The organism is Paenibacillus cremeus, assembly GCF_007786445.1.
GTDB lineage: Bacteria > Bacillota > Bacilli > Paenibacillales > NBRC-103111 > Paenibacillus_G > Paenibacillus_G cremeus.
Window position 1 is genome coordinate 23,632 of record NZ_VNJI01000058.1, and the last position, 23,903, is coordinate 47,534.

19 protein-coding genes are annotated in these 23,903 nt (G+C 45.1%); 18 read left to right on the forward strand and 1 reads right to left on the reverse strand.

Annotated features, from left to right (window positions below):
- Positions 1–1,625 precede the first annotated feature (1,625 nt).
- The 18 genes from FPZ49_RS29985 to FPZ49_RS30070 all read left to right on the forward strand — a co-directional run bounded on the left by FPZ49_RS29985 (position 1,626) and on the right by FPZ49_RS30070 (position 23,655).
- Positions 1,626–2,888, forward strand: coding sequence for an ATP-binding protein (locus FPZ49_RS29985; protein WP_144854043.1), 1,263 nt, complete (start codon positions 1,626–1,628; stop codon positions 2,886–2,888).
- Positions 2,889–3,113: 225 nt separating this feature from the next.
- Complete coding sequence (locus FPZ49_RS29990; protein ID WP_315899214.1) at positions 3,114–3,353, forward strand: cold-inducible protein YdjO-related protein; 240 nt, start codon at positions 3,114–3,116, stop codon at positions 3,351–3,353.
- 246 nt (positions 3,354–3,599) lie between these two features.
- A complete protein-coding gene (locus tag FPZ49_RS29995) occupies positions 3,600–3,851 on the forward strand; it encodes a hypothetical protein (protein WP_144854045.1) in 252 nt (83 codons plus the stop codon).
- 289 nt (positions 3,852–4,140) lie between these two features.
- On the forward strand, positions 4,141–4,443 hold the full coding sequence (locus FPZ49_RS37110; RefSeq protein WP_261381684.1) for a histidine phosphatase family protein: 303 nt from the start codon (positions 4,141–4,143) through the stop codon (positions 4,441–4,443).
- A 752-nt stretch (positions 4,444–5,195) separates the two neighbouring features.
- On the forward strand, positions 5,196–6,245 hold the full coding sequence (locus tag FPZ49_RS30005) for a LacI family DNA-binding transcriptional regulator (RefSeq protein ID WP_144854046.1): 1,050 nt from the start codon (positions 5,196–5,198) through the stop codon (positions 6,243–6,245).
- A gap of 157 nt (positions 6,246–6,402) precedes the next feature.
- On the forward strand, positions 6,403–7,149 hold the full coding sequence (locus FPZ49_RS30010; RefSeq protein ID WP_144854047.1) for a glucosamine-6-phosphate deaminase: 747 nt from the start codon (positions 6,403–6,405) through the stop codon (positions 7,147–7,149).
- 53 nt (positions 7,150–7,202) lie between these two features.
- Positions 7,203–8,315 carry an N-acetylglucosamine-6-phosphate deacetylase gene (locus FPZ49_RS30015; RefSeq protein ID WP_144854048.1) on the forward strand — a complete coding sequence of 371 codons (1,113 nt, stop codon included), beginning with the start codon at positions 7,203–7,205 and terminating at the stop codon, positions 8,313–8,315.
- Between the two features lie 19 nt (positions 8,316–8,334).
- On the forward strand, positions 8,335–9,555 hold the full coding sequence (locus tag FPZ49_RS30020; protein ID WP_144854049.1) for a Gfo/Idh/MocA family protein: 1,221 nt from the start codon (positions 8,335–8,337) through the stop codon (positions 9,553–9,555).
- 13 nt (positions 9,556–9,568) lie between these two features.
- Positions 9,569–10,921 carry an ABC transporter substrate-binding protein gene (locus tag FPZ49_RS30025; protein ID WP_144854050.1) on the forward strand — a complete coding sequence of 451 codons (1,353 nt, stop codon included), beginning with the start codon at positions 9,569–9,571 and terminating at the stop codon, positions 10,919–10,921.
- A gap of 92 nt (positions 10,922–11,013) precedes the next feature.
- Positions 11,014–11,913, forward strand: a complete 900-nt coding sequence (locus tag FPZ49_RS30030) for a carbohydrate ABC transporter permease (RefSeq protein WP_144854051.1) — start codon at positions 11,014–11,016, stop codon at positions 11,911–11,913.
- Position 11,914: 1 nt separating this feature from the next.
- Entirely contained in the window at positions 11,915–12,754 is an 840-nt protein-coding gene (locus tag FPZ49_RS30035; RefSeq protein WP_144854052.1) for a carbohydrate ABC transporter permease, read from the forward strand.
- 12 nt (positions 12,755–12,766) lie between these two features.
- Complete coding sequence (locus FPZ49_RS30040) at positions 12,767–13,765, forward strand: Gfo/Idh/MocA family protein (RefSeq protein ID WP_261381685.1); 999 nt, start codon at positions 12,767–12,769, stop codon at positions 13,763–13,765.
- Between the two features lie 159 nt (positions 13,766–13,924).
- Positions 13,925–14,953 carry an alpha/beta hydrolase family protein gene (locus tag FPZ49_RS30045; RefSeq protein WP_186446181.1) on the forward strand — a complete coding sequence of 343 codons (1,029 nt, stop codon included), beginning with the start codon at positions 13,925–13,927 and terminating at the stop codon, positions 14,951–14,953.
- 950 nt (positions 14,954–15,903) lie between these two features.
- A complete protein-coding gene (locus FPZ49_RS30055; RefSeq protein WP_144854054.1) occupies positions 15,904–17,046 on the forward strand; it encodes an HD-GYP domain-containing protein in 1,143 nt (380 codons plus the stop codon).
- Between the two features lie 1,472 nt (positions 17,047–18,518).
- Entirely contained in the window at positions 18,519–18,671 is a 153-nt protein-coding gene (locus tag FPZ49_RS36155; protein ID WP_186446183.1) for a hypothetical protein, read from the forward strand.
- 996 nt (positions 18,672–19,667) lie between these two features.
- Entirely contained in the window at positions 19,668–21,659 is a 1,992-nt protein-coding gene (locus FPZ49_RS30060) for a GTP-binding protein (protein ID WP_144854055.1), read from the forward strand.
- 580 nt (positions 21,660–22,239) lie between these two features.
- Positions 22,240–22,899 (forward strand): Vps62-related protein, encoded by a 660-nt coding sequence (locus FPZ49_RS30065; RefSeq protein WP_261381686.1) that lies wholly within the window; start codon positions 22,240–22,242, stop codon positions 22,897–22,899.
- Between the two features lie 462 nt (positions 22,900–23,361).
- Positions 23,362–23,655, forward strand: a complete 294-nt coding sequence (locus FPZ49_RS30070) for a sensor histidine kinase (protein ID WP_186446184.1) — start codon at positions 23,362–23,364, stop codon at positions 23,653–23,655.
- A gap of 162 nt (positions 23,656–23,817) precedes the next feature.
- On the opposite strand, the gene FPZ49_RS30075 is transcribed toward FPZ49_RS30070, so the two are convergent.
- Complete coding sequence (locus FPZ49_RS30075; RefSeq protein WP_261381681.1) at positions 23,818–23,901, reverse strand: IS3 family transposase; 84 nt, start codon at positions 23,899–23,901, stop codon at positions 23,818–23,820.
- Positions 23,902–23,903: the final 2 nt, after the last annotated feature.

Below are 23,903 nucleotides of genomic sequence, written 5' to 3' on the forward strand. Positions count from 1 at the left end.
AGTCTGCGGGTTATGTTGCCACCTTATCGTGAGGAATTAGACAGAAGGTGACAAGATTGGAAAACGGAACCGCGCCCTTTGTACTCCAAGGAGATTATGTCTTTTTAAATGAACCAATAACCCTTGAGGCGTAATTGATTCATTGATTGAATGGGCAAATGAATATTTACGTTTAACAGATATAAATAGGATCAGGCTGTTATTATCAAGTATCATAGGTAATGGCAGTAATTATATTCCATCTTATTTTTTAGAAATTAAGGTGTTGATTTTTTAGAAATTAAGGTGTTGGCTGAAAAGAACTATATAACATAAATGACAAGAACATTATATCATTCCTGAAAGCCGCCAAAAGTCCGGATGTTGTGTTAAAGACTCGATCAGTGGCAAGGCGATCGCTGCGGAAACATACTAAGTTGAAATTTGAACCGATTGGGGTATAATGAATGTATAAAGAGTAGATCCCTTGAGAAGACTAAAAGACCCGGACCTGCGCTAACAGGAACCGGGCCGCATCAATAGTCGCCCTTCAAGGGGGCTAGCTCGTTTTGGGTGAGAATGGACCGTCACTTTTCCGAGTGGGGCGGTCTATTTCTTTTTATGGAACGTTGTGATCAACGTGATCATTAGATTGACGAACAGAATCGTAAGGGTTACAGCTCCTATGACAATCGTTGCTACGTCTTTTGTCTCCACTGGCTCGCCTCCTTTCGGAGGAGCCAACACCCATGAGAGCACACTTTTCGATGCTTCAAGAATTATATCATAGGCTGGTATATTAATCTATCAATCGGGACATGCAAGAAATGAAGAATAGTGGTTGACATTCCACACGGCTAATGCAGTGGGATTCTGAACTAGTTCGTACGTCCGCAGTCGTTTCCAGATTGGACATTGATGCGGTTATATATACCGCTGCTGAGGCTTGAAGCGCGGAAATCCCGGTTTCTCACCCGATTTCGCTCGTCGAAAGAAGGCTTGAAAAGCTTTATGTAAGCGTTTTGCAATGTCTAGTAGCACTTGGGAGTATACCTGTTTGAGTGCGGGAATATGTTGCCTTCGCTCTTTTAACGTATTGGATTGATCATAGTAGTTCAGGCTGTTACCTTCCGTTTTGTATGCAATGATGCGTTCTTCGAGCAACCGGTTATACAGCAGGGGGCATCGTTCGAGTGTGAATTGAATGTACTGCTCTGTTCTTTGGTTAGATACAATCTATATTTATACGTGAGTCTCAACCTCTACTTCACCTCCATGATTTATTATATCACAGATAGGGAACGTGTGTTTGCAAAATTCGAAGAAGGCGGCTTATATCCCACAACTGAAGAGAGTGGGTTTTACGCCTCTATAAATGATAACGAACCCCTTGGATACTACTCGCTCCAAGGGGTTATTTCTTATTCTCTAAGAAAAGATGATGTCCACCTCTACGAATACCATATTGGTAACACTTATTCCATCTTGAACCGTCTGGACGTGATGAATTAAATGGAGAAAAATATGGGGGGTTGCCGCCTCAAAGGCTGTCATAACATTTAGAATTTATTAGAATTTAATGGTAGTAGAACATAAAAGTTGAATGTTATTATACATATAAAGCAAATTCAAAGGTGGAGAGCATATTGGCGCAATGGTTTCAAATCATCATGGGGAATTTTGTGTTTATATGTATTCCATTAATTTTATATTTTGTTTTTTGGATGAGATTTGGTTACAAAATTGAGAAATTCTCGAAAATTGTATTGTCCCTATTTTTAAGCACTGCATTATTATTATGTCTGTCTTTTCCTTATCAGTTTGAAGATGGCTATCTTTTTGATTTTAGGCTTATTCCTCTTGTGCTAGGCATAATATATGGTGGTCCATGGGTAGGGGGAGTACTTTTTGCAATTCTCATAGTGTACCGTTTTATGATTGGTGGGGATGGTGTCTACATCGCGGTGCTAGTGGCTAGTTGTACCTACTTAAGCCTTGTGATCTTCTCGACCAAAGAACGTTTGAATAGCTCCGCGAAACTATTTAGAGCGCTTATTGTATCTACTGCACTTATCCCAATATCGATGAAAATTATTTGGTTTTTCTTGGGCAATATCAACTACAAACAAACTTTAATAATGATTTCGTACAGAATTATTGAGTTCCTCGCGATATGTGTAACAGTCTACCTCGTGGAGTTTGTTAGCAGTCATTTCAGAATGCAAAAGGAACTTCAAGAGATTGAAAAAATGAGAGTGATTAGTCAAATTGCGGCTAGTGTATCTCACGAAATCAGAAATCCCTTAACGACAGTTAAGGGGTTATTACAACTGTTTAAAGAGAAAGAGTTGCCTCTGGAGAAGCGTGAAAATTTGTCCGAATTAGCGATTAATGAACTAAATACAGCTATAAATATAATTTCTGATTATCTAACATTTGCAAAACCCCAAATTGCCAAAATGGCCTGCCTTGATATGTCAATGGAACTGCAGCATGTTATTGTCGTTTTGACCCCTTATGCAAATATGCTACAAGTAACGTTAACGTTTGTTTCGGACATCGATCAATCAATCCTTGGTGACAGCCAGCAACTCCGTCAGAGTCTAATCAACCTTATCAAAAATAGTATTGAGGCTTCATCAAATGGAAGAGTGGATATAGCCGCTCTAATGGTCCGAGAATCCGTGGTGATACGAATCCAGGATACGGGCTGTGGCATGACAGAAAAACAGATTCAAAGGCTTGGTACTCCTTACTATTCAACGAAGGAAAAAGGTACTGGTCTCGGTACTATGGTAGCCTTTAGCCTTATTAAGGCGATGAATGGATCAATACATGTAGAAAGTGAAATTAATAAGGGGAGTTTATTTGAGATTTCATTTCCAAAAGCTACTCGTGTTTCTCAGTAATAGTTAATGATTATTTGGGTATTTTTGAATTCGTATTGAAAAATATCGGCTCGTGTTCGCATGTTCTGCGACCGAGCCGATTTCTGTTTTGCGTGAATGTTTTCTAAGGTTCCATAGGTCTAAACTAAGATCATTAATTATGAAATGAGGAAAAGTGGAAACATCACTTTTTCAAGCACCAGCAGCATATCTTAGTAGTATCAGTATTAAAAGGAGGGAAGGTTGTTGAAGGGACAGTTTAATAAACCACCAGTTCAAGAACAAGAGACTTCAGTTTGGATATGTATTAAAGAAGAATGCAAGGGATGGGTCCGTGAAGACTTTTCGTTCAATAAAGTTCCCAATTGTGCATTGTGCGACTCAGAGATGGTTCGCGGAACAAAAGTTCTTCCCATTCTAAGCATTGAAAAAATGGAATCAAATCCGGATACAACTATGAGAAAACACCGTCGCAGTATCGTGTGAAAAATCATAGCGTTAAAAGATGGATGCTAAAAATTCTCCTTCACGCAGTTTTCTATAAAAACATCGCAAAGCAAAATCGTCGCAATGTTTTTTGTTTGTAAAGGGGAATCGGAAATGATATCAAGTTCTTATCATGTAGAAAGTGACAAAAACATTAGCGGAAACATTGATTGGATTGATTGGATGCAAGCAGCAGCGGCAAAGTGAAGCTGTACAAACTGTAATTAAAAGAGGGTGCTGCGTCAATTGCCTGACGGTGTGGATATCGATCAGCTGTACTTTGACTTGTGGTACTGCAACGGCCCGATCGGAATCGTGCTTTGGCTTTGCGCTAATGGCGGCGCCCGCAGCTTCACCTTTGGCTCGTGCTATCCTATACAGACCTTTGAAGCCACAGCACTGCAGGTGGATCAGTCCGATATTTCCTCTGAGCAGCGCCGCGCCTTGGGCGCATCCAATGCAATCCGATATTTAGGATGGATGGAAGGCCTCTCATAAATGGTCCATAAGAGTCGAACTCACTCACCATAAGAGCTCGACTCTTTTTAATTTTCTGAAAGAAATTTTAAGCTCGGTACGATAGCGCGGCGTTTGGACTACTGGCAAACAATTCGATTTGCATGGATCAAGCAGAAAACAAGTATGCTTTAGCTGCGGTAATCTATAAACAGCCTTTAATTTTTTATAATTATATATCTAGTCCTTATACCCGAACAATTCTTAGTGTTGAGGGATTGGCCAAGCACTTAAAGTTAAAAAGTATTTAAAAATCTTAGAGAACGTCATTTTGCATCTTATATTATTGAAAATGCTCATAGGGAGTTTAAATGACCCTTATTATTCCTTGCCGAGAGAGTCTAATGCTGATAGTCAGAAAAGAGCAATCTCGGTTCTAAACCCCATATTAAAAGAGCACATAGGGAAGAAAATAGCAATCGGGACTCATGGTCTTGTAATGACATTGATGATGAATCATTTTGATCCAGCTTTTGGCTTGGAGTTTTTGAATCAATTAAAGAAACCAGATATCTATAAAATGCAATTCGAGGACTTAGAATTAAAAGAAGTAACAAGAATGTGGAATGATTAGATTTTATAAGGTTTATCGAAGAGGACTAATGACATCATATAATCGTTAGAAAGGGATTGAGCACTATAAAAGAGGTAACCAAACTGATGATTTTCATAGGTGTAAGTATCCTCATATGGTTCATTTTGGCATTCGTATTTGATTTTTACTTAGTGAAGAAACTTATTACTGAACTTGAAGGTGAGGTTATTATCATACAGCTTATTACGTGGATAGTAGACCCGATTATTTCATTGGTGTTCTCCGGAATTTTTTGTTGGATATACTTCAGAAGGCGATTTTCAATCACGGGATTAAGCTAACGGATACGATCATGACGAACAGGCAGCCGGTCTTAGGCTGCCTGTTGAAATCTGGGCTTTTTCTTTTTATAGATAAATATGTTCTTGTCTTTTCCCAGGACAAGAACATACATCGTTTGCCGAGATTAGACAAGAATATATATTGAGGATAGCCGATGGTTCTAAATATCATGCAAAGGGCATCCCAGCACCGTCTAATTATGTAAAATTATGATGTAAAATTGATTATAATTTAATTTTGATCTTACATGATGTGACATGTTTTTCAAGTGCTTTGAGCTAAACTAGTTTTACTTGAAGATGTATTTGGGAGGAGATTTACTAGTTTGAGTAGCCTCTCACAATCATAGACAAAAGAGCGATTTCAGTAGTAATTCAACAGGGAGCAGCCATCGCGCCCCTGGACTGCACAGCTAGGGGGGATCCGAAGCCGTAAACAGAGGTGATTATATGAGCGATAAACCAATTACTATTTACGACATCGCCCAAAATGTAAACGCTTCACCCGCGACGGTGTCCCGCGTTCTTAGTAACAGCGAATATCCGGTCAGCGCCAAATTGAGCCAAAAAATTAAAGCGGTCGCAAAAGAAATGGGCTATACCCCGAACATGCTGGGCAGACAGCTGAAAAAAAATAACACCATGTCCATTGGCGTCATCATTCCTTCGATTAGCAACCCGTTTTATGCCGATGTTGTTTTGGGAATCGAGGAAATCGCCAGGAGCAATGGCTACCAGGTGCTGCTGTGCAATTCACACCAAAACCCTGACCTGGAAGCTGAATATTTGCAAACACTGCTCGAAAAACAGGTAAAGGGAATCATTTTATCCTCGATATCACGCAAAAAGGGCTGGCTTGCCGGTTATTTGGCCAAAGGTTTGAACATCATTTCCATCGATCAAAAAATTGATAATCGTCATGTATATCAGATTGAATTCGATTATCGGAAAGGAAGCGCTCTGGCATGCCGTCATTTGATTGAACAGGGCCACAAAAAAATCGCATTTATTAGCGCCGCGTTAGACCGCCCAACCAGACTCAATTTGTATCGAGGGTATCAGGACGCGCTCCGGGAAGCGGGGCTTACGCCGCTTAAAAAAGAATGGATTCAATTATCCAAAGCCTGCGAAAATCTAAATTACGACAGCGCGTTTGAATTTAACAACGGAAAACAGCTGACCCGTAATCTTTTAAAAATGAAGGATCTGCCTACGGCCATAATAACCTGCAACGATCTTACGGCTGCAGGCGTCATTAACGAGCTGAATGAACAAGGGCTTCACGTCCCAGGCGAGGTCTCGGTCGTCGGTTTCGATAATATTGAGCTATCTCAGATGCTGACGCCTGCACTTACCACCGTGGATCTACCAAAATACGAAATGGGCCGACTGGCCTGCAGCAAGCTAATGGCACTTTTGAACGGCGACGATACCAACCAAAAAGAAGTCATGCTACAGCCAATTTTAATAGCGAGAAATTCCGTTGCTAGGCTGGAATAATTGCCATCGTTTCTAGAAATCGGTTTCTAGAAACCGATTTCTATTAGAGCAAAATGCGGAGGAGAACATAAGGATGAATGTAAATAGGCTGGAATAATTGCCATCGTTTCTAGAAATCGATTTCTATTAGAGCAAAATGCGGAAGGAGAACATAAGGATGAATGTAAAGATACTGAAAAACGCGGCTGAGCTTGGAGCAGAGGCGGCAAAAATTGCTGCTAAGGTACTTAATAATCGGATCGAGGAAAAAGGAAAGGCACGTTTGGTGTTATCTACTGGTGCCTCACAGTTTGAAACGTTAAAAGCGCTTGCGCAGGAAGATGTCGATTGGAGCAAAGTGGAAATGTTTCATCTGGATGAGTATGTGAACCTTTCCGAAGCGCATCCGGCCAGCTTTCGCAAATATCTAAAGGACCGATTTGTCGGCCTGATCCCGCTGCAAAAGGCTCATTACGTTAACGGTGAAGGGAATCTGGACGAAAATATAGCTGCTTTGGCGAGCGAAATACGCAAGGAGCCGATCGACCTTGCGCTAATCGGAATCGGAGAGAACGCGCATATTGCTTTCAATGATCCGCCAGCTGATTTTGATACGAAGGAAGCATACGTTGTTGTAGATTTGGATGAAGCCTGCAAACGGCAGCAGGTTGGAGAGGGCTGGTTCGCCACGTTGAATGATGTTCCGAAGCAGGCCATCACGATGACCGTTCACCAAATCATGCAAAGTGAAGTCATTTTGTCTTGCGTTCCGCATAAGGTGAAAGCCAAAGCCATTCATGATTTTTTCACAAACGATGTAACTAATCAAATCCCCGCGACCATTTTAAAAAAACATCCTAACTTCACATTATTGCTGGACGAGCTATCCGCTTCCGAAGCGGTATCCTTCATTGGAAAGGATTGAGGCGCATTAATAAGACATGGATCGGAAAGCACTGGCTTACTGGACAGGCCATTATGGTCACAGCTCAGGACGGTAGTGTACAGACCGTACAGGAAACGGATCAACCGGCACAGCGCTGGATTGCTCCGGGTTTAATCGACGTGCAGCTTAACGGTATCGGCGGATACGATTTGAATGATACGGACTTGACCATCGAGACGGTGAAGAAGGTCGTTGAGGTGCTCCATCGCGGAGGCGTAACCCGGTTTTGTCCCACGGTCGTCACCGGTTCGAAGGAGCGAATGCTGCACTGTATTCGAACGATTGCGAATGCTTGTGATGTGGATCCGAAGGTAGCTCATGCGGTCATCGGGATTCATGTCGAAGGGCCGTTTATTGCCTCGGAGGACGGACCCCGCGGAGCGCATAATCTCAAGTGGGTGCGGGATCCGGATTGGGAAGAATTTCTGGAGTGGCATGAAGCCGCTCAAGGACGGATATGCAAAGTCACCTTAGCACCGGAAAAGCCCGGGGCCATCGCCTTTATCGAGCGATTGCACCAGTTGGGAATCGTTGCTTCGATCGGTCATACGGCAGCTTCGGAGGAGCACATTCAAGCAGCCGTCCGCGCCGGTGCAACGATGAGCACTCACCTGGGCAACGGCGCGCACCCGTATATTAAACGGCATCCTAATTACATTTGGGCACAGCTGGCGGAAGATCGACTATGGGCAGGATTGATCCCGGACGGCTTTCACTTGCCGATGTCCACGCTGAAAGTGATGATTCGCACCAAAGGATCCAAGGCAATTCTAACCAGCGATGCGGTCAACCTAGCAGGAATGCCTCCCGGCAGGTACACGACGCATATTAACGACGATGTGATTTTGGAGGACAACGGCTTCCTGCATCTGGCGAGCACGCCGGATATTTTGGCCGGCTCGGCCACGCCATTGCATCTTGGCATTCAGAAGGTGGCGGTATCGGGGATCGCCTCGCTGGGCGAAGCTATTACGATGGCAACCAAGCATCCGGCCGAGCTGTTAGGACTGGATCAGGAAGGCATTGGTACGATTCAGCCCGGCTCTCCGGCGGATCTAATCATCTACGATCAGCACCCGGATGGAAGCTGGACGATTCTCGTAACGGTATCAAACGGTGAAACGGTGTATGAATACTCCAATTAAAAGGGATGAAGCCCAAACCATGAAAACCTATGCGATTGTCGGTGCAGGCAGCCGATGTACATCCATGTTCGCGCTTCCGCTCAGCACTCAGTTTCAAGACGTGGCCCGAATTGTCGGTGTCTACGATATCAATTACAAGCGGGCTCAGCTATTGCAGCAAAAATGCCGCGGGGAATTTCCGGTCTACGACAGCTTTGAGCAAATGGTTCGGGAAGCCAAGCCAGATATTGTGATTGTAACCACGATCGACCGGTACCATCATGAGTACATCATTAAGGCGATGGAGATGGGCTGTGACGTCATCTCGGAGAAGCCGATGACCATCGACGAGGACAAATGCAATGCCATTCTGGAAGCGGAGCAGCGGACAGGCCGCAAAGTGACCGTCACGTTCAATATGAGGTATAGACCCTTTGCCGCCCGCATCAAAGAACTGCTCCAGCAGAAGACGATTGGACAGATATTAAGTGTCCACTTCGAATGGTTCCTGGATACGGATCATGGAGCAGACTACTTCCGGCGCTGGCATCGCAAGAAGGAAAACTCCGGCGGACTGCTGCTGCATAAGTCGACGCATCATTTTGACTTCATCAACTGGCTGCTGGAAGAGGAGCCGGTTCAGGTATCCGCCTTCGGTTCGCTGCGCTATTACGGCCCAACGCGAGAGGAGCGAGGGACGCGATGTTTGACCTGTAGCTACAAAAGCAGCTGTGAATTTTACTTTGACATCAACAAGGGATCTCTCAAAGAGCTGTACCTCGACTGCGAAGATGTGGATGGCTATTACCGCGATCAATGCGTCTTCTCGGAGGAGATTGATATCGAGGATTCGGTGAGCCTGCAGGTGAAATATGCCGGAGGGGCACTGATGAGCTATTCGCTGACAGCGCATTCCCCGCTGGAAGGCTTCCGACTAGCAATTAACGGAACGGAGGGCCGAATGGAGGTTGAAACGTACCATGGCCGAGTCGGACCTTTTGCAGGGGAAGACATTAACCGGCTCAAGGTGTACAACCGCGTGGAGGAAGAAATAACCTATAAGGTGCCTTTAGCCTTAGGTGCACATGGCGGGGGAGACGAACGGCTGCTGAAGATGCTGTTCCGAGGCAATCTGGAGGATCCGCTGCAACAGCAAGCGAGCTCCTGGGATGGAGCGATGTCCAATGCAATTGGGTTTGCTGCCAACAAGTCGATGCGGGAAGGTCAATCGATTCTCATAAGTGATTTAGTAAAAAAATAGGGAGGGTTTCTCGATGAGAAAAACGTTTTCGTTTACCCTGACTTCACTCCTCATGACCGCACTGATCGGCTGCAGCTCCACTCCAAGCGCTCCGGCTTCCACGGGTGCTACCGGAACACCGCAGCCGGCAAAACCGACACAGACGGCACAGGCAGACACCAGCAAAAGCAAAGACCCAATCAAGCTGCGCGTCGCCTGGTGGGGCGGTCAATCGCGTCACGATTACACGCTGAAAATGATCGACATGTACGAAAAGGCGCATCCGAATGTGAAGATCGAAGCCGAGTACGCCGCCTTTGACGACTATTGGAAAAAGCTTGTACCGCAAGCGGCAGCTAACGATCTGCCCGACGTGATCCAGATGAGCGTGGCCTACATCAGCCAATTCGGCGACAGAGGTCAACTGGAGGATCTCGGTCCTTACCTGCAAAAGGGCACGATCGACAAGAGCTCAATCTCTGATAGCTATCTGAAGGTCGGCCAATATAACGGCAAGCAGTATCAGCTTACGCTAGGCGTGAATGCCCTTGCGGTGGCCTACGATCCGCAGATGATCAAGGATGCCGGAGCTACGCTGCCATCAAACAACTGGACATGGGACGATTTGGAAGCGATCGGTGCGAAGCTGAAGGCGAAGGGTAAGCTGGTCGCCGCCAACATTGACGACCGCAATTACTTGTCCTTCTATTTGCGCTCCAATGGAGGAAATTTGTTCCGCCCGGACGGAACCGCGCTGGGCTATACCGACACGAAGCTGTACACCGATTACTACACCCGCCTACAGCGCATGTACAACAACGGGTACCTGCTCTCGCTCGATAAGCAAGCCCAGAAGAAGGGCGTGCCGGAGGACGACGAGCTAGTCCTGGGCAACGCGGGGACAACGTTCACCTGGTCCAATCTGTTCTCCGCGGATTCGGCAATTGCCAAACGTCCGCTTGAAATCGCACCGCCGCCGGGACCGAACATCGACAAGGGGCTGTTCCTCCAGTCAAGCCAAGGGCTATCGGTCTCGAAGAATTCCAAAAACAAAGAAGAAGCCATCAGCTTCGTGAACTTCATGATCAATGACATTGAAGCGAACAAAATTATGAAGGGCGAGCGCGGGGTGCCGATTTCTACGAAGGTGCAGGATGCGATTAAGCCGCTGCTGAGCCCGGCAGATCAAAAAGTCGTAGACTACGTGGCCTGGGCAGGCACGCAAACCAAATCCGATAACCCGATTGACCCGATAGGCGCGGTGGAGGTCTCGAAGCTGCTGACGGATACCAGCCAGCAAATTTTGTACAACAAAATCTCGCCTGCCGATGCATCTGCTAAGTTCTTCAAGGATTCCAACGCCATTTTGGCCAAAAACAAAAAATAGCCCTCAGCACGAGAATCCGGATCAGGACAGCGTCAATCGGCGCTGTTCTGGTTCATTTATACTCTTTTTTAGTAAAGGGGGAAACCTATTCAATGAAGCTGCGTGACAATAACCATTTGGTCGGCTATTTGTTCATCTCGCCGTTTGTGCTCGGATTTCTGATTTTTACGTTGTATCCTATCTTATCCTCCTTCTATTACTCCTTCACGGACTATAATTTGTTCGATGCACCCCATTGGATCGGTCTTAACAACTACCAGAAGATTGTCCTCGATGACGAAAAATTGGCCAAGTCGCTTCAAGTGACGTTTACGTATGTGTTTACCAGCGTTCCACTCCGTCTGGTGTTTGCGCTGTTTGTGGCCATGCTGCTGAATACGACAACCCGTGGGGTTGGGTTTTACCGTTCCACCTATTACTTGCCATCGCTAATCGGAGGCAGTGTGGCGGTATCGATCATGTGGATTCAAGTGTTCGGGGATAAAGGGCTGCTCAATTCCCTCTTGGGGCTGATCGGCATTCATACGTCAACTTCATGGATCGGGAGTCCGGGTACGGCGCTGTGGACCTTGATCGCGCTTTCGGTTTGGCAGTTTGGGTCCTCCATGCTGATCTTTTTAGCCGGCTTGAAAAATATTCCCACGTCCTACTATGAAGCCGCCAGCGTGGACGGAGCGACGCGATGGTACCGATTTTTCCACATTACGCTGCCTCTGCTCAGTCCGATCATCTTGTTCAATCTGATCATGCAGACGATCTCGGCGTTCATGACGTTTACTCCGGCCTATGTCATTTCCCGGGGCGAGGGCGGTCCTCTCGATAATACGCTGCTGTACTCGTTGTATTTGTATCGGAGAGCGTTTGCCTTTTTTGAGATGGGCTATGCTTCGGCCATGGCTTGGGTCATGCTGCTGATCGTCGCGGCAATTACGTTCGCGATCTTCAAATCGTCGAAGTATTGGGTGCACTACGAAGCGAAAGGGGAGGGGTAGCATGCCAATCATCTCAGCCAGGGCTATTACGAAGCATTTCATCATCAGCCTCTTTGCCTTAGTGATGATTTACCCGATCCTGTGGCTCGCCGTCAGTTCTTTGAAGCCGAGCAGCGAGGTGTTCTCCACTGCTTATAGCTTGATCCCCAGCCGATTGGAATTCAGTAACTATGTCAGCGGGTGGAAAGGTTTCGGAAACAACAGCTTCACCGTCTTTTTCAAAAACTCATTTATTATCGTAATCATCTCTACAATCGGTGCAGTCGTGTCATCGGCGTTGGTGGCCTATGGGCTGGCTCGGATTCCATTTTGGGGGAGATCGTTCTGGTTCAGCTGCGTGATGATGACCTTAATGCTACCGCACGACGTGACGATCATTCCTCAGTATGTCATGTTTTCCAAGCTGGGCTGGGTGTCCTCATTTAAGCCGGTGATCGTTCCGAGCTTTTTCGGGATGCCGTTCTTTATTTTCCTGATCATGCAGTTTATTCGGACGATCCCTTCGGAGATGGATGAGGCGGCAAAAATGGACGGCTGCAGCAAAATCTCGATCTTTTTCCGCATCATTGTTCCGCTCATTGTACCAGCGCTGGTGACGGCCACGATTTTCTCGTTCTATTGGCGATGGGACGATTTCATCACTCCGCTGCTTTATTTAAACAAGCCGCAGCTATACCCGGTGTCGCTCGCCCTCAAGCTGTTTCTCGACGCCGATTCGACTAGTAACTGGGGTGGCATGTTTGCGATGTCCACCATGTCGCTTGTGCCCGTAGTGCTCGTCTTTTTCTTATTCCAAAAATATATTGTCGAAGGCATCAGCACAAGCGGTTTGAAAGGATAAGGGGGGAAAGCGGTGCAAAGCAACGAATTTTGCATTATCGGTTGCCGTCACGGACATATCGTGGAATTTATTAAGGAGATGTTCGAATTAGGTTATATGTGCAAAGGAATCTATGAGGCGGACGAACCTTCTCTGGCACAAGCATTATCTGAAAAATTTTCAATACCGATTGTTTCTGATCTGGAAGCGATGCTCAAATCTAATGTCAGCATCGTCGGGTCTTCGGCGATAAACAATGAAAAGATCGATGTGATTGAAAAGTGTGAAGAATATGGAAAACACATTATGCTGGATAAACCGATCGTCACATCGAGACAAGGTCTTAACCGTCTAGAGGCGGTTTTCAACCGCGGGAAAATTCAAGTAGGCATGCAGCTTACGTCCCGGGAAAGAAAGTCTATCGTCACATTGAAGCAAAAAATTGATAAAGGCTATTTAGGAGATATCGTCAGCATTACGATGCGCAAGCCTCATCGTTTATCTCCGGCAAAGCGGCACCCGTGGCATTTTTCCAAGGAACAGAATGGGGGCATCATTGTTGACCTGCTGATCCACGATTTCGATTTGCTGAGATGGCTGACCGGGAAGGAAGTGCGCAGGATTAACAGCTGCATGGCAAAAAATATTCTGCCGGAATATCCGCAGTTTTACGATACGGCCACCGCGGGTGTACTCATGGAAGGCAATGTTTTGGCTCAGCTGTACACGGATTGGCATACACCGGATACGTGCTGGGCGTTCGGGGATTGCCGAATTTTCGTTTCCGGTACTAAAGGCAGCGCGGAGCTTCGGTTGTTCGGCGATCCATCCGTGGAGATGGAGGAATTGATGTTCTGCATGACGGGCGAAGACCATTTTCATCGGGTAGAGCTGATTACACCCGCGGTTTCGGTAGTCGAAGACTTTTTGCTGCGGATCCAAGGCAAACCAAGCAGCATTTCACATGAAGATTTATTTTCAGCCAGCAAGGCTGCCATTGAAGCGGATGAACAGGCCGTCTTACTCAATTAACTGTTGATAGGGAGTGTATCGATTTCTATGTGAAATTCCGATTCCGGAGAAAGCTCCCTATTTATCGCCTGTTCTGCTGGAATCGGTGGACGCCCAAAAGCATTTGATGCAGGGGATAGCAACAACTGGCTTAAAGGGCGAATGAGGAGGAACATCAAAATGGCAAATAGACATTTTTCATCGAGAGCATATTGGAATGAAAAAGCGAAGGAATGGTCACCGCTTTGCACTTTTCAAGGTGAGAGTAAAGAGGATTGGGAAAATTGGAAATCGAACGCAACGAAACAACTCAAGTCATTACTTGGCGAGTTCCCCCAGAAGGTGGATCTCATGGCTGAAGTTGAATATTCCATTGAAGACGGGGATCTAATTCGAGAACGGATTATCTTTGATTCGGAGGAATTTGCTTCTGTACCATGTGTGCTGCTGCGGCCAATTACAATGAAGAACGATCGCAGCAATGCGGCAATCATTTGTTGTAATGGACATCCTGTAAATTTAGGTAAAGACCCTGTCGCAGGTATTCGTTCCACACCAGAGCATGACCATCAAATTGCTTTAATGAATTATAATTTCGGAGAACAAATGGCCAAGGCAGGTTTTCTAGTAATTGTACCAGAGTTAAGAGGATTTGGAGAGCGTAATGACACTTCCGGTAGAGTAGATGCCTGCAATATTAATTACATAAAAGGCTCGATCCTTGGGATTTATCCACAAACGTTGAATATTTGGGACATCAAATGTTGCATTGATTATCTAGAAACGAGGTCGGAAATCGATCCTGAGCGCATCGGTATGATGGGATTGAGTTACGGAGGGACAATGACAGCCTTTACAACGGCGATTGAACCGAGAATTAAAGCGGCTAATGTGATGGGATATATTAATCCTTTTGCAGAGTTTGGGATTGCACGCGGTAATTTTTGCGGTTCGCAAATCGTACCCGAAATTTACAAATATTTTGACACACACGATATTGCTGGACTAATTGCTCCGCGGCCGCTGCTGGTGGATATGGGCATTTACGATGAGTGTTTTTTTATTCAGGATCTGCTTAAAGGATATGAGGGTGTACAGAAAATATATGCTGCAGCTGAAGCTTCCGATAAACTCGTAGCGGATATTCATTCCCATGGACATTCGTTTGCGGGTAATAAGGCTTTTGAGTTTTTCAAAAAGAATCTTTAATGCAAGAAACATGAGAAAAGACATCGAAGTCGGGAACCGAGCTGTCGGGTGACAAGAACATTACATCATTATAGGCTGCGAAAATCGCGGCTTTTTGTTTTATGGGATAAAGTTCTTGTCAAATCCAAATGACAAGAACATTATCTCATTCCCGATTTTGACAAGAACATTATCTCATTCCCGACAGGTTGAAATATAGGTAAACTGAATTACAGATAGGGTTATGTCTGATGCACAGGGGACGGGTTTCGAAGTGTGTGAAACGGAATCAATTTACTAACGCTAACGTTTATCCAAGCCATGTATCGCCAAGGATTTTGTTATTCTGGTCAACCGAAACACTTGAATCGTATGGATTTCCACTTGCTACAAAAAACGATTGGTCTGTGTACCCTCACATATGGTTCTAAACAATGAAAAAAAGAATTGAATTAGTAGTGAATGGAAAATCTTGTAATATTAGGTCTTGATATTTCGAACCTACCGTAAAATATACTACCATGAAAACATTAAAAGCAGATTAAAGTGTTCCAGTGGGAATTCTACCTAGTCTCACTCTTCCACTCTGAAAATGCTTCAGCATATTCGTGAACATATAATCCCAAGTATTGTGACAGCTTTACATCTAAACTCTTTAATGCTTTAATTGGCTTTACTTATGATTTGGATCTTAATGTTTGGGGGCTAATGGCAGGGGGATGCGTCGTCTTCATCAACGCTAAAGCCAATTAAATGGCAACCAACGGAGCATCGATCTAAACGGAGGGGGAAAGGCGAAAGAATTGACATGTACCGCAATATCTAATTAGCTTAGGTAACAAATTGAATTGGATACGACTATCTTCCCTGCTGCCAATTTTAAAGTTTTTTTAATAGGGCTTTACTGAGAAACCGATTCTCAATAATAACCTAAGCCGTTATAATTGAGTTAAAAATTCTAAGAGGTTTTCATGACTGATATCACCGTCAACAACGACCGCACCCAGAGGCTAATAATTATTGGTCAAATTTCTGTTTACTTCGGTCTAATGATTTTATCTTTACGACACATTTGGGTGTATCCTGCCAAGCATTATTTTGCACTAGTGATTATTATGTTAATAGGCTTCCTGCCTTCTGTGCTAACCCGTTATTTTTCTCCAAAGGTTAGCCCCTATATCCTCGTGGCCAACGCTTTAATGATAGTTTCTTTAATCTTTACCTTGTTACAGGAATGGGCTTTAGCAGGGGTATTTGTGCTGGTGCCTGTGTTCTCCTTGCTATTTCAAAATAAATCGATTTATTTATTTGCGTCGGTTAGCTCACTAGCCCTAAATGTTGCATTGGCTATACTTTTTTTATTTGACTCGGCCCAAACCAATATTCAGATAGTAATCTTATTAGATGTGCTTACGGTATTTTTTATACTGGTCTTTATTATATATTTTGTTTCAAAAGATGTTCGTTCGCGGAATATGTTGGAAGCCAAGTATTTGCAAACCATCCTTACGCTGTCACAAAGCGTCGAAGCGCGCGACCCATATACTCAGGGCCATTCAGAGAGGGTGGCTTACTTGGCTCGGTTGATAGCGGATAGACTTCCTGAATTGGATGCTCAGCTCGTATATAACTGTGGGCTCATTCACGATGTTGGGAAATTATCCATCTCGGATACAATTCTGCTTAAAACGAGTCGCTTAACCAACGAAGAATACGAAATAATGAAAACCCATACCACCTCGGGGGCCCAATTGTGTAATAATTTGAATATATACGGACAGATCGTTATGGGGGTGTTGCATCATCACGAGCGTTTTGATGGCAAAGGTTATCCGTACGGTCTTAGAGGAGAAGGGATCCCTTTAATCGCAAGAGTACTTTGCGTTGCGGATTCTATTGATGCGATGTGTTCCAATCGATCCTATAGAAATGCTTTGGGAATGGAATATGTGCGTATGGAGCTAGAAAAATGCAAGAGCTCCCAATTTGACCCATCCCTCGTTGACATTGTTCATGAAATATGGGCGGACATCACACTGTTCTACGAGCCAAATCTCACCAAAAGTATCGATATCGAACCGAATGCCGCTGCTCGGGCGACCTCAAGCTTGTGACCACACCTGTAGAGGTCTATGGGGCGTTATCATCGGACAGGGGTTCGCCTCCCCTCGTCTCCATAAAGAGCAAAAGGCACTGACCATCTGGTCGGTGCCTTTTGTTCAACATTAATCGTATTATGGGTTACTTTATCCAATATCTTATTTAAGTCTTAAAATGGTGAATCGTTGACGATATTTACGAAGCTGTTGAAACTTTGATGGATTTTTTAAAATAATATCGCCATTGGCTTCTTGGATATCGGCAACCGAACTCATCGAAGTAAACTCCTATGCATCATTATTTTCTTTGTGACGTATATATACTACTTAACTCTTCGTAAAGAGAAACTGACACGAATGCGTGTATAATGAGCTTATGATTCTATCTAACACTTTTCACTAACAGTTTATACTGGTTCCCTCCTACACTTTCTTCGGAACGGATGTCACGAGGCGACACCTGTACTTGAATATTAAACTCTTCTGAAGGATCCGTATAAGCAACCATCTCTCTCTTTCCTTCACGGTATACCTTAATTCCCTCGATATTCGTATACAAACAAACCAGCATCCCACTCCACACCTTTCTGTACGTATTAATTCAGGAATAGTGCACAAAATAGTCCGTTGTAATCTTGACATATATTGTCATAGTGATTTTATCCTCATGAACTGGACGAGATTTCAGATTTCCAATACCAATGTACCAGATGAAATTTCCGAGGTTTGTCGAACCCTATCGAATAAAAAATTAAAAAAAGTTTATTTCCGAAATTTATCTTTGTGAATATTCGTAAGCTTATTTTGCTCCTGTATAACAAGCTAAGAGAGAGAAGTTGATGGTGTGTTCATTTAAAAGGTCGTATGTGCGCCAAGCATCGTACGCAAATCCTAGCAATAGTAAGGGTGAGACTTCTAGCGAGTCTTTATTGTAGAGTCGTATCAACACAGCTTATCGAATCAGGGATTTACGTAGATTTCCCAAAGGTGCTGCGATCTCTTGCCGGCATTGACTTAATCGTACGAGCTGCCGGTAGTTACAATCGGGAATGGCGATTGAAGCAAGCACAAGTTGTTGTGTTTTATCTGGAGAAGCATGGTAAGCTCGAAAAGATGGATGAAAGAAACAGCTATAGAGGAGCAGCACGAATTGTCATCACAAACGGAACCGCTTTTATTGGCTTGCATACAAGGCTATTTTGAGAGCATTCATGGTATTTGCTCTAACAATATGCAGCAATTGACGGACTCCAAACAAATAGCTAATGCAGCATTTCGAGCCCTATGAAGATATCGCAGACAAATTCAAGTTGACTGAAGAAGTTACAAGGTCAGTTATCGTTTCTTTCGATGATACTGCTACACAATACAAAATCCTGCTGTGAGCTGACCGGGAGCTTACGGCGGCTCGATCCACCGTATTAAAGGGCGACCGGGAGATTGCCGAGCATTTTCGAAAAGCTAATCGGCGAGAAGGTGGATTGGGAATGAGCGAGGACAATCGTGAGATAGAGCATAAAATCTGGGATTCGATTAAGCTCTCAGCCGAGGAAGCACTAGAGGAGATGAAGGACCCCAACGGCTATATCGTTGCCATGTTAACCAAAAAGCACCCAATAAGCTGGATGCAAGATATTTGAACTATCAACTAATGTCTTGTAGAATGATTATAGCCCAATCAGTTAAGGAGATTATGATGCATAAACAACGTGAATTGAAAGTACATTCCGATTTCGAACGTATGAGAGTATTCCAGCAACCGTTATCCATATATCAAAATGGAAAATTGCTTGATGAAAATGTTGTTATAGAATCGCATAATGATGATATTGTTGTGAGTCGAAATGGGGATCGATATTTTAAATCTGCATGTGTTTTTATTAGATTGTGAATACACAAGCTAATAATGAAACGGAAAAAGACCTCACCATCTTAAGCGATGTCTTCAACCTAGCCTGATTTAACCTCAATTACTTCCCATCTAATCCAATGGCTCTACAATTTAGAGCACAATAATATGCTAAGACATCTGAACATTCAAATGGATTATCATAAACAAGTCTATCCCTTCCATTCATATGCTCATATACTCATCGTTTAACTCATCTTCATCCGACACTACCAGAAGTCCTGCCGTTTCACAGCGATCACCAATAGATCAAATCAAATCTAGGTTTTTGGATACAGTAGTAACATCAATATTGAATTGTACTGCAATATGATTAATGGATAGTTCTTGTTCTTCGTATAGTTGGATCCACTTATCGACTTATCGACGAGATGTGCGAACTGTTGTTTTTGAACGAGTTGTGACGACATCTTTTAATACGGTTTGTACTTCACACTGGAACATTTAATACTATCAATAAATCTAACAATATTATTAGTTTTATTAATGATCCAGCCATAATCGCATTGAATTACAGATTTAGTAAACGATGCATTTTGGGGATCTCACAAAGAATATCAAAGTAAGTTCAATAGCAATTGTTGGTTAAGTGGCAAAGACCGCGGATTGGGAAAATTATCATTGAGTACAAGTGCTTGAGCTAGGAAATCAAAATCTACGGCATTGTCCAACTCGGCTGCTAATTATGTTAAAATGTGCTTATTACCATTCGGGGGGAAGCACCATAATGCATGAGGCACGACGGAACCCAATTCGGAATGTAGGTATCTTCGCTCATGTTGATGCGGGTAAAACAACGACGACCGAACACATCTTATACGAAAGTGGACGCATTCGCACGCTCGGTAGCGTTGATAACGGGACAACACAAACGGATTGGTTGGAAGTGGAGCGAGAGCGGGGCATCTCAGTGCGGGCTGCGGTCACCCGATTCGTTCGAAACGGAATTCAGGTGAATCTTGTGGATACACCTGGACACGTGGATTTCCTATCCGAAGTAGAACGATCGCTACGGGTAATGGACGGTGCAGTTCTAATCGTTTCAGCGGTTGAGGGCGTGCAGGCTCAGACGGAATTGATATGGCAGGCGCTACGTGATCTTCGTATACCGACGATAGTTTACGTCAATAAGCTCGATCGAGTCGGGGCCGACCCTATGCGTACATTCGAAAGTATCCGTCGCCTGTTATCTGACGGGGCGATACCGATTCAGGCACCGATTGGGGTAGAAGAGGATTTTGCTGGAAGCGCGGATTTGCTGCAGGAAGTAACGGGCACACTCTCAAGTGAGGCCGAGTTGTACCGAGAACTGCTAGTCGAGACGGTGGCCGAACGAGCCGAAGAGTTGTTGGAGCGTTATATTGAAAAGGGGTATCTAACTACGGCAGAGATACTCCCATCGCTTGAGGATGGTATTTTCCGATCTAAGCTTTTCCCTGTGCTATTCGGCGCCTCAAATCGGGGGATCGGCATCCCCGAGCTTATGGACGCAATCTTGCGCTGGCTACCTGGACCGTTAGGGGACTCTGCGGCACCTGTTGCAGGTATTATCTTTAAGCTCGATCGTGACCCGGACATGGGTAGGATTGCTTATGTACGCTTGTACAACGGAACGCTTCGCAATCGCGATACCGTGTATAACGTGACACAAGACATCCAGGAAAAGGTTACTCAAATCCGCAAAATTGATGTCCGCAAGTCGGAAGATGTTGGAATTTTGCAGGCCGGGGATATAGCAGCAGTTTACGGTTTGAGCCGAGTGCGAATCGGAGATATCGTTGGCACGGCTACTGGAGTTCCCGACGAGCGCAAGCTGGCTGTGCCGCTGCTAACAGTGCAGGTGCGATGGCGCAGCGAGACCGACTATCCCAAGGTGGTGGCGGCGTTTCAGGAATTGGCTGACGAGGACCCACTACTTGACGTTCAGTGGCAAAAAGAGGATCGGGAGCTGCATTTGAAGGTAATGGGGCCGATTCAAATGGAAGTCATCGCTTCGGTGCTGAAGAGTCGGTTTGGGCTCGAAGTCACCTTCGACCGTCCTTCTGTCATCTATAAGGAAACTCCAACCAGGATGGGCGAGGGGTTCGTTGCTTATACGATGCCGAAGCCGTGCTGGGCCATATTGCGTTTCCTAATTCAACCTGGGGAAAGGGGGACCGGTCTTCAGTACAGCTCTGTGGCGAGGCCGGAGCGCCTGCTCGAGAGTTACCAGAACGAGGTCGCACGTCGTGTGCCCGAGGCATTGCAGCAAGGGCTGCGCGGCTGGGAGGTCACCGATTTGAAGGTTACGCTCGTGGAAGGTGAACATCATGTGTGGCATACACATCCGCTCGATTTCGTCATAGCGACACCGATGGGCATTATGAACGGTCTCGAGAACACAGGTACCACGCTGCTCGAGCCGCTTTTGCATTTTCGCCTGTCCGTACCTGAGGAATTCGGCGGTAAGGTCATGGCCGAACTCATTGTCATGCGCGGTGAGTTGGATTCACCGGTGATCCACAGTGGACGTTTTGAACTGAAGGGCTTGATACCAGTCGCGACGTCGCTCGACTTTCCGGCTCGGCTCGGCTCGATGACGAAGGGGCGAGCCATTCTGTCTACAACGTTTGCATGCTACCGGGAATGCCCGCCGGAAGTCAACGCGGAGCGTAAACGCCAAGGTATCAATCCGCTTGATCAATCCAAGTATATTTTGTCCGTGCGTAATGCGTTGTGAACGTAATAATTTTTGTTCCTTTTGAGAGTAGCTACGTACTATTGGCACAAGTACAGGGCTCTATGAGTCGCAGTTCACTTAGGTGAAATGTGTGTCATCATAGTGCCTTTTTTGTGCTGAAAAACGAATTGTCCTATCGAAGTACTGCCATTCTGGGATGTTTTGGTTTGTGGAAGAAGTTCAATTGCATTAACTGTTGCACTGATGGCCATCTAAGTGGCAAGCAATCTACTATGCTATGACAGGTTTCCATACCTAGGGCAGAAGCTGATTTGCTCATTGGCATATTTGTTTATTTTGTTTGAATTAATTCACGGTGAGCAACATCATGGTAATCACCATCACGAAATTTTTCAAGGCGTATTTATTATAAAAATTACGCTAAACACACCAAAGGTTAGTCTATTCTTCTAGCGGCAGGGGGGAACTTTTAGTTGAACACGTACTTCGATGACGATCTACTCGAGTTCTTTGATATCTGGATGAAAGATCAGGGATTTACCCGTCAAACCCAAAAAGCATACTTAGGTGATGTACGCCAGTTATTAAATGCGATCTCACCCAACACAACAGCGACAATATCCGTTCTGATCAGGAGCGCGATACGTATCACGACGAGGGCTTTTTCCTGCAGCCGCCGGACGAAACGACCCATCTAGGCGCATCCAGCTCCTCGAACTGGAAAATTTATGCCAATATTCAAAAGAGTACTACGCTGAGCGGCAGGTATGATTTGCAGTACTGGTTCTTCTATCCGTATAACGATTCGTCTTCGGTCGCCGGTGTCGACTTGAACCACGAGGGCGATTGGGAGCATATTACTGTCACGCTGGACAGTGCGGCGACTTTTCAAAACGCTTACTATGCCGCCCATGATAACGAAGGGCTGCGTTACACTTCGTCACAGAGCAGCTTCGCGGATAGTACGGGCGTGATCGCAACGAACGCGCAAAAGCTGACAGGCGGCTTCACCCACCCGGTCGTGTACTCGGCGATCGGCACCCATGCGAGCTATCCGACTGTTGGCACCCATTCGCGCACCGGTTTGCCTGATGATACCACATCCGCGGGTACGGCCTGGAATACGATGAACAGCGTCGTCAACGTCGGGGAAATAAGCTACCCGTTGAACGGCCAGACGTTTATCAAATACGGCGGGCTATGGGGGGAGATTGGACAGACGACGGAATCGACAGGCCCTGACGGACCGGCGTTCCATGGCGCATGGACCACGTATTAGATCGACAAGAGGGAGAATGCTGCTTGGCGCCAAACCAAACAGGCACTACCTGTCATTAACGACAGGCTTTCTCGTTCAACCTGCTCATGAATTTATTGTCAAAGAAATAGGCCGGGGTTTTTCTAGATACTGAATTATTAGTGAGTCTAATCTTGTAGTCAGAACTTGCAAATATGGGTGGTGTATATCCAAGTTTTGCTCTGCGGAGAGGAATACAATTTCCTTTTTTAACATGTTTATCTTATCCATAAGAGTTAATGCATCGTCCATGATGTCTTCTCCTTTTAAATCTTTTCAAAATCGGGCTATTGTATTATCGAACAGAGGGATGTATGTTGTAAAGAAACAAATGCTGGGTAATAGAGCTGAAACCGCTGAAAAGCGGTTTTTTGATTTTAATCACGTAAAATAAGAGTTTGACAAAATTGGGTATATCAATAAAGAACCTTAATCTAGGGCCGTTTGGAAAAGCGGCGTAGCGATAATACCTTTGTTGTCCAGGTCAAGGATACCGGGATGGGGATCTCGGAAGAGCGGCTCGCGGAAATCCGCCAAAGCTTGCGCGAGAAGGATGTCATGGACGGGGGACCCAGCATCGGTATTGTCAATGTGCATCGCAGAATCCAGTATTTGTTCGGAGCAAGTTATGGCATTACCATCGATAGCCAGGCAGAGCAGGGGGCCGTCGTGCAAATTTGTTTGCCGTTGACGGGCCTGACGAGCATGACCGAAGAGAGGAGGACGAACGTTGTATAACATACTGCTAGTGGAGGATGAACGCTGGGTGCGAAGTGTTTTGATCCGAAAGTTTAAACGAGTAACAATATGTTAATGATGTTATTACATCTAGAGTTAACATAAAAAATACCTCCCTCAGATAGTGGTCAAGACCCCATTTAATGGACATTGAAAAAAGCCCTAAGCTGCAAGCTGGCGTCGGTATTCAACCGGCGTCAGCTTGTTTAGTTTTCTTTGTGCTCTTTCCTCGTTATAAAAGCGAATAA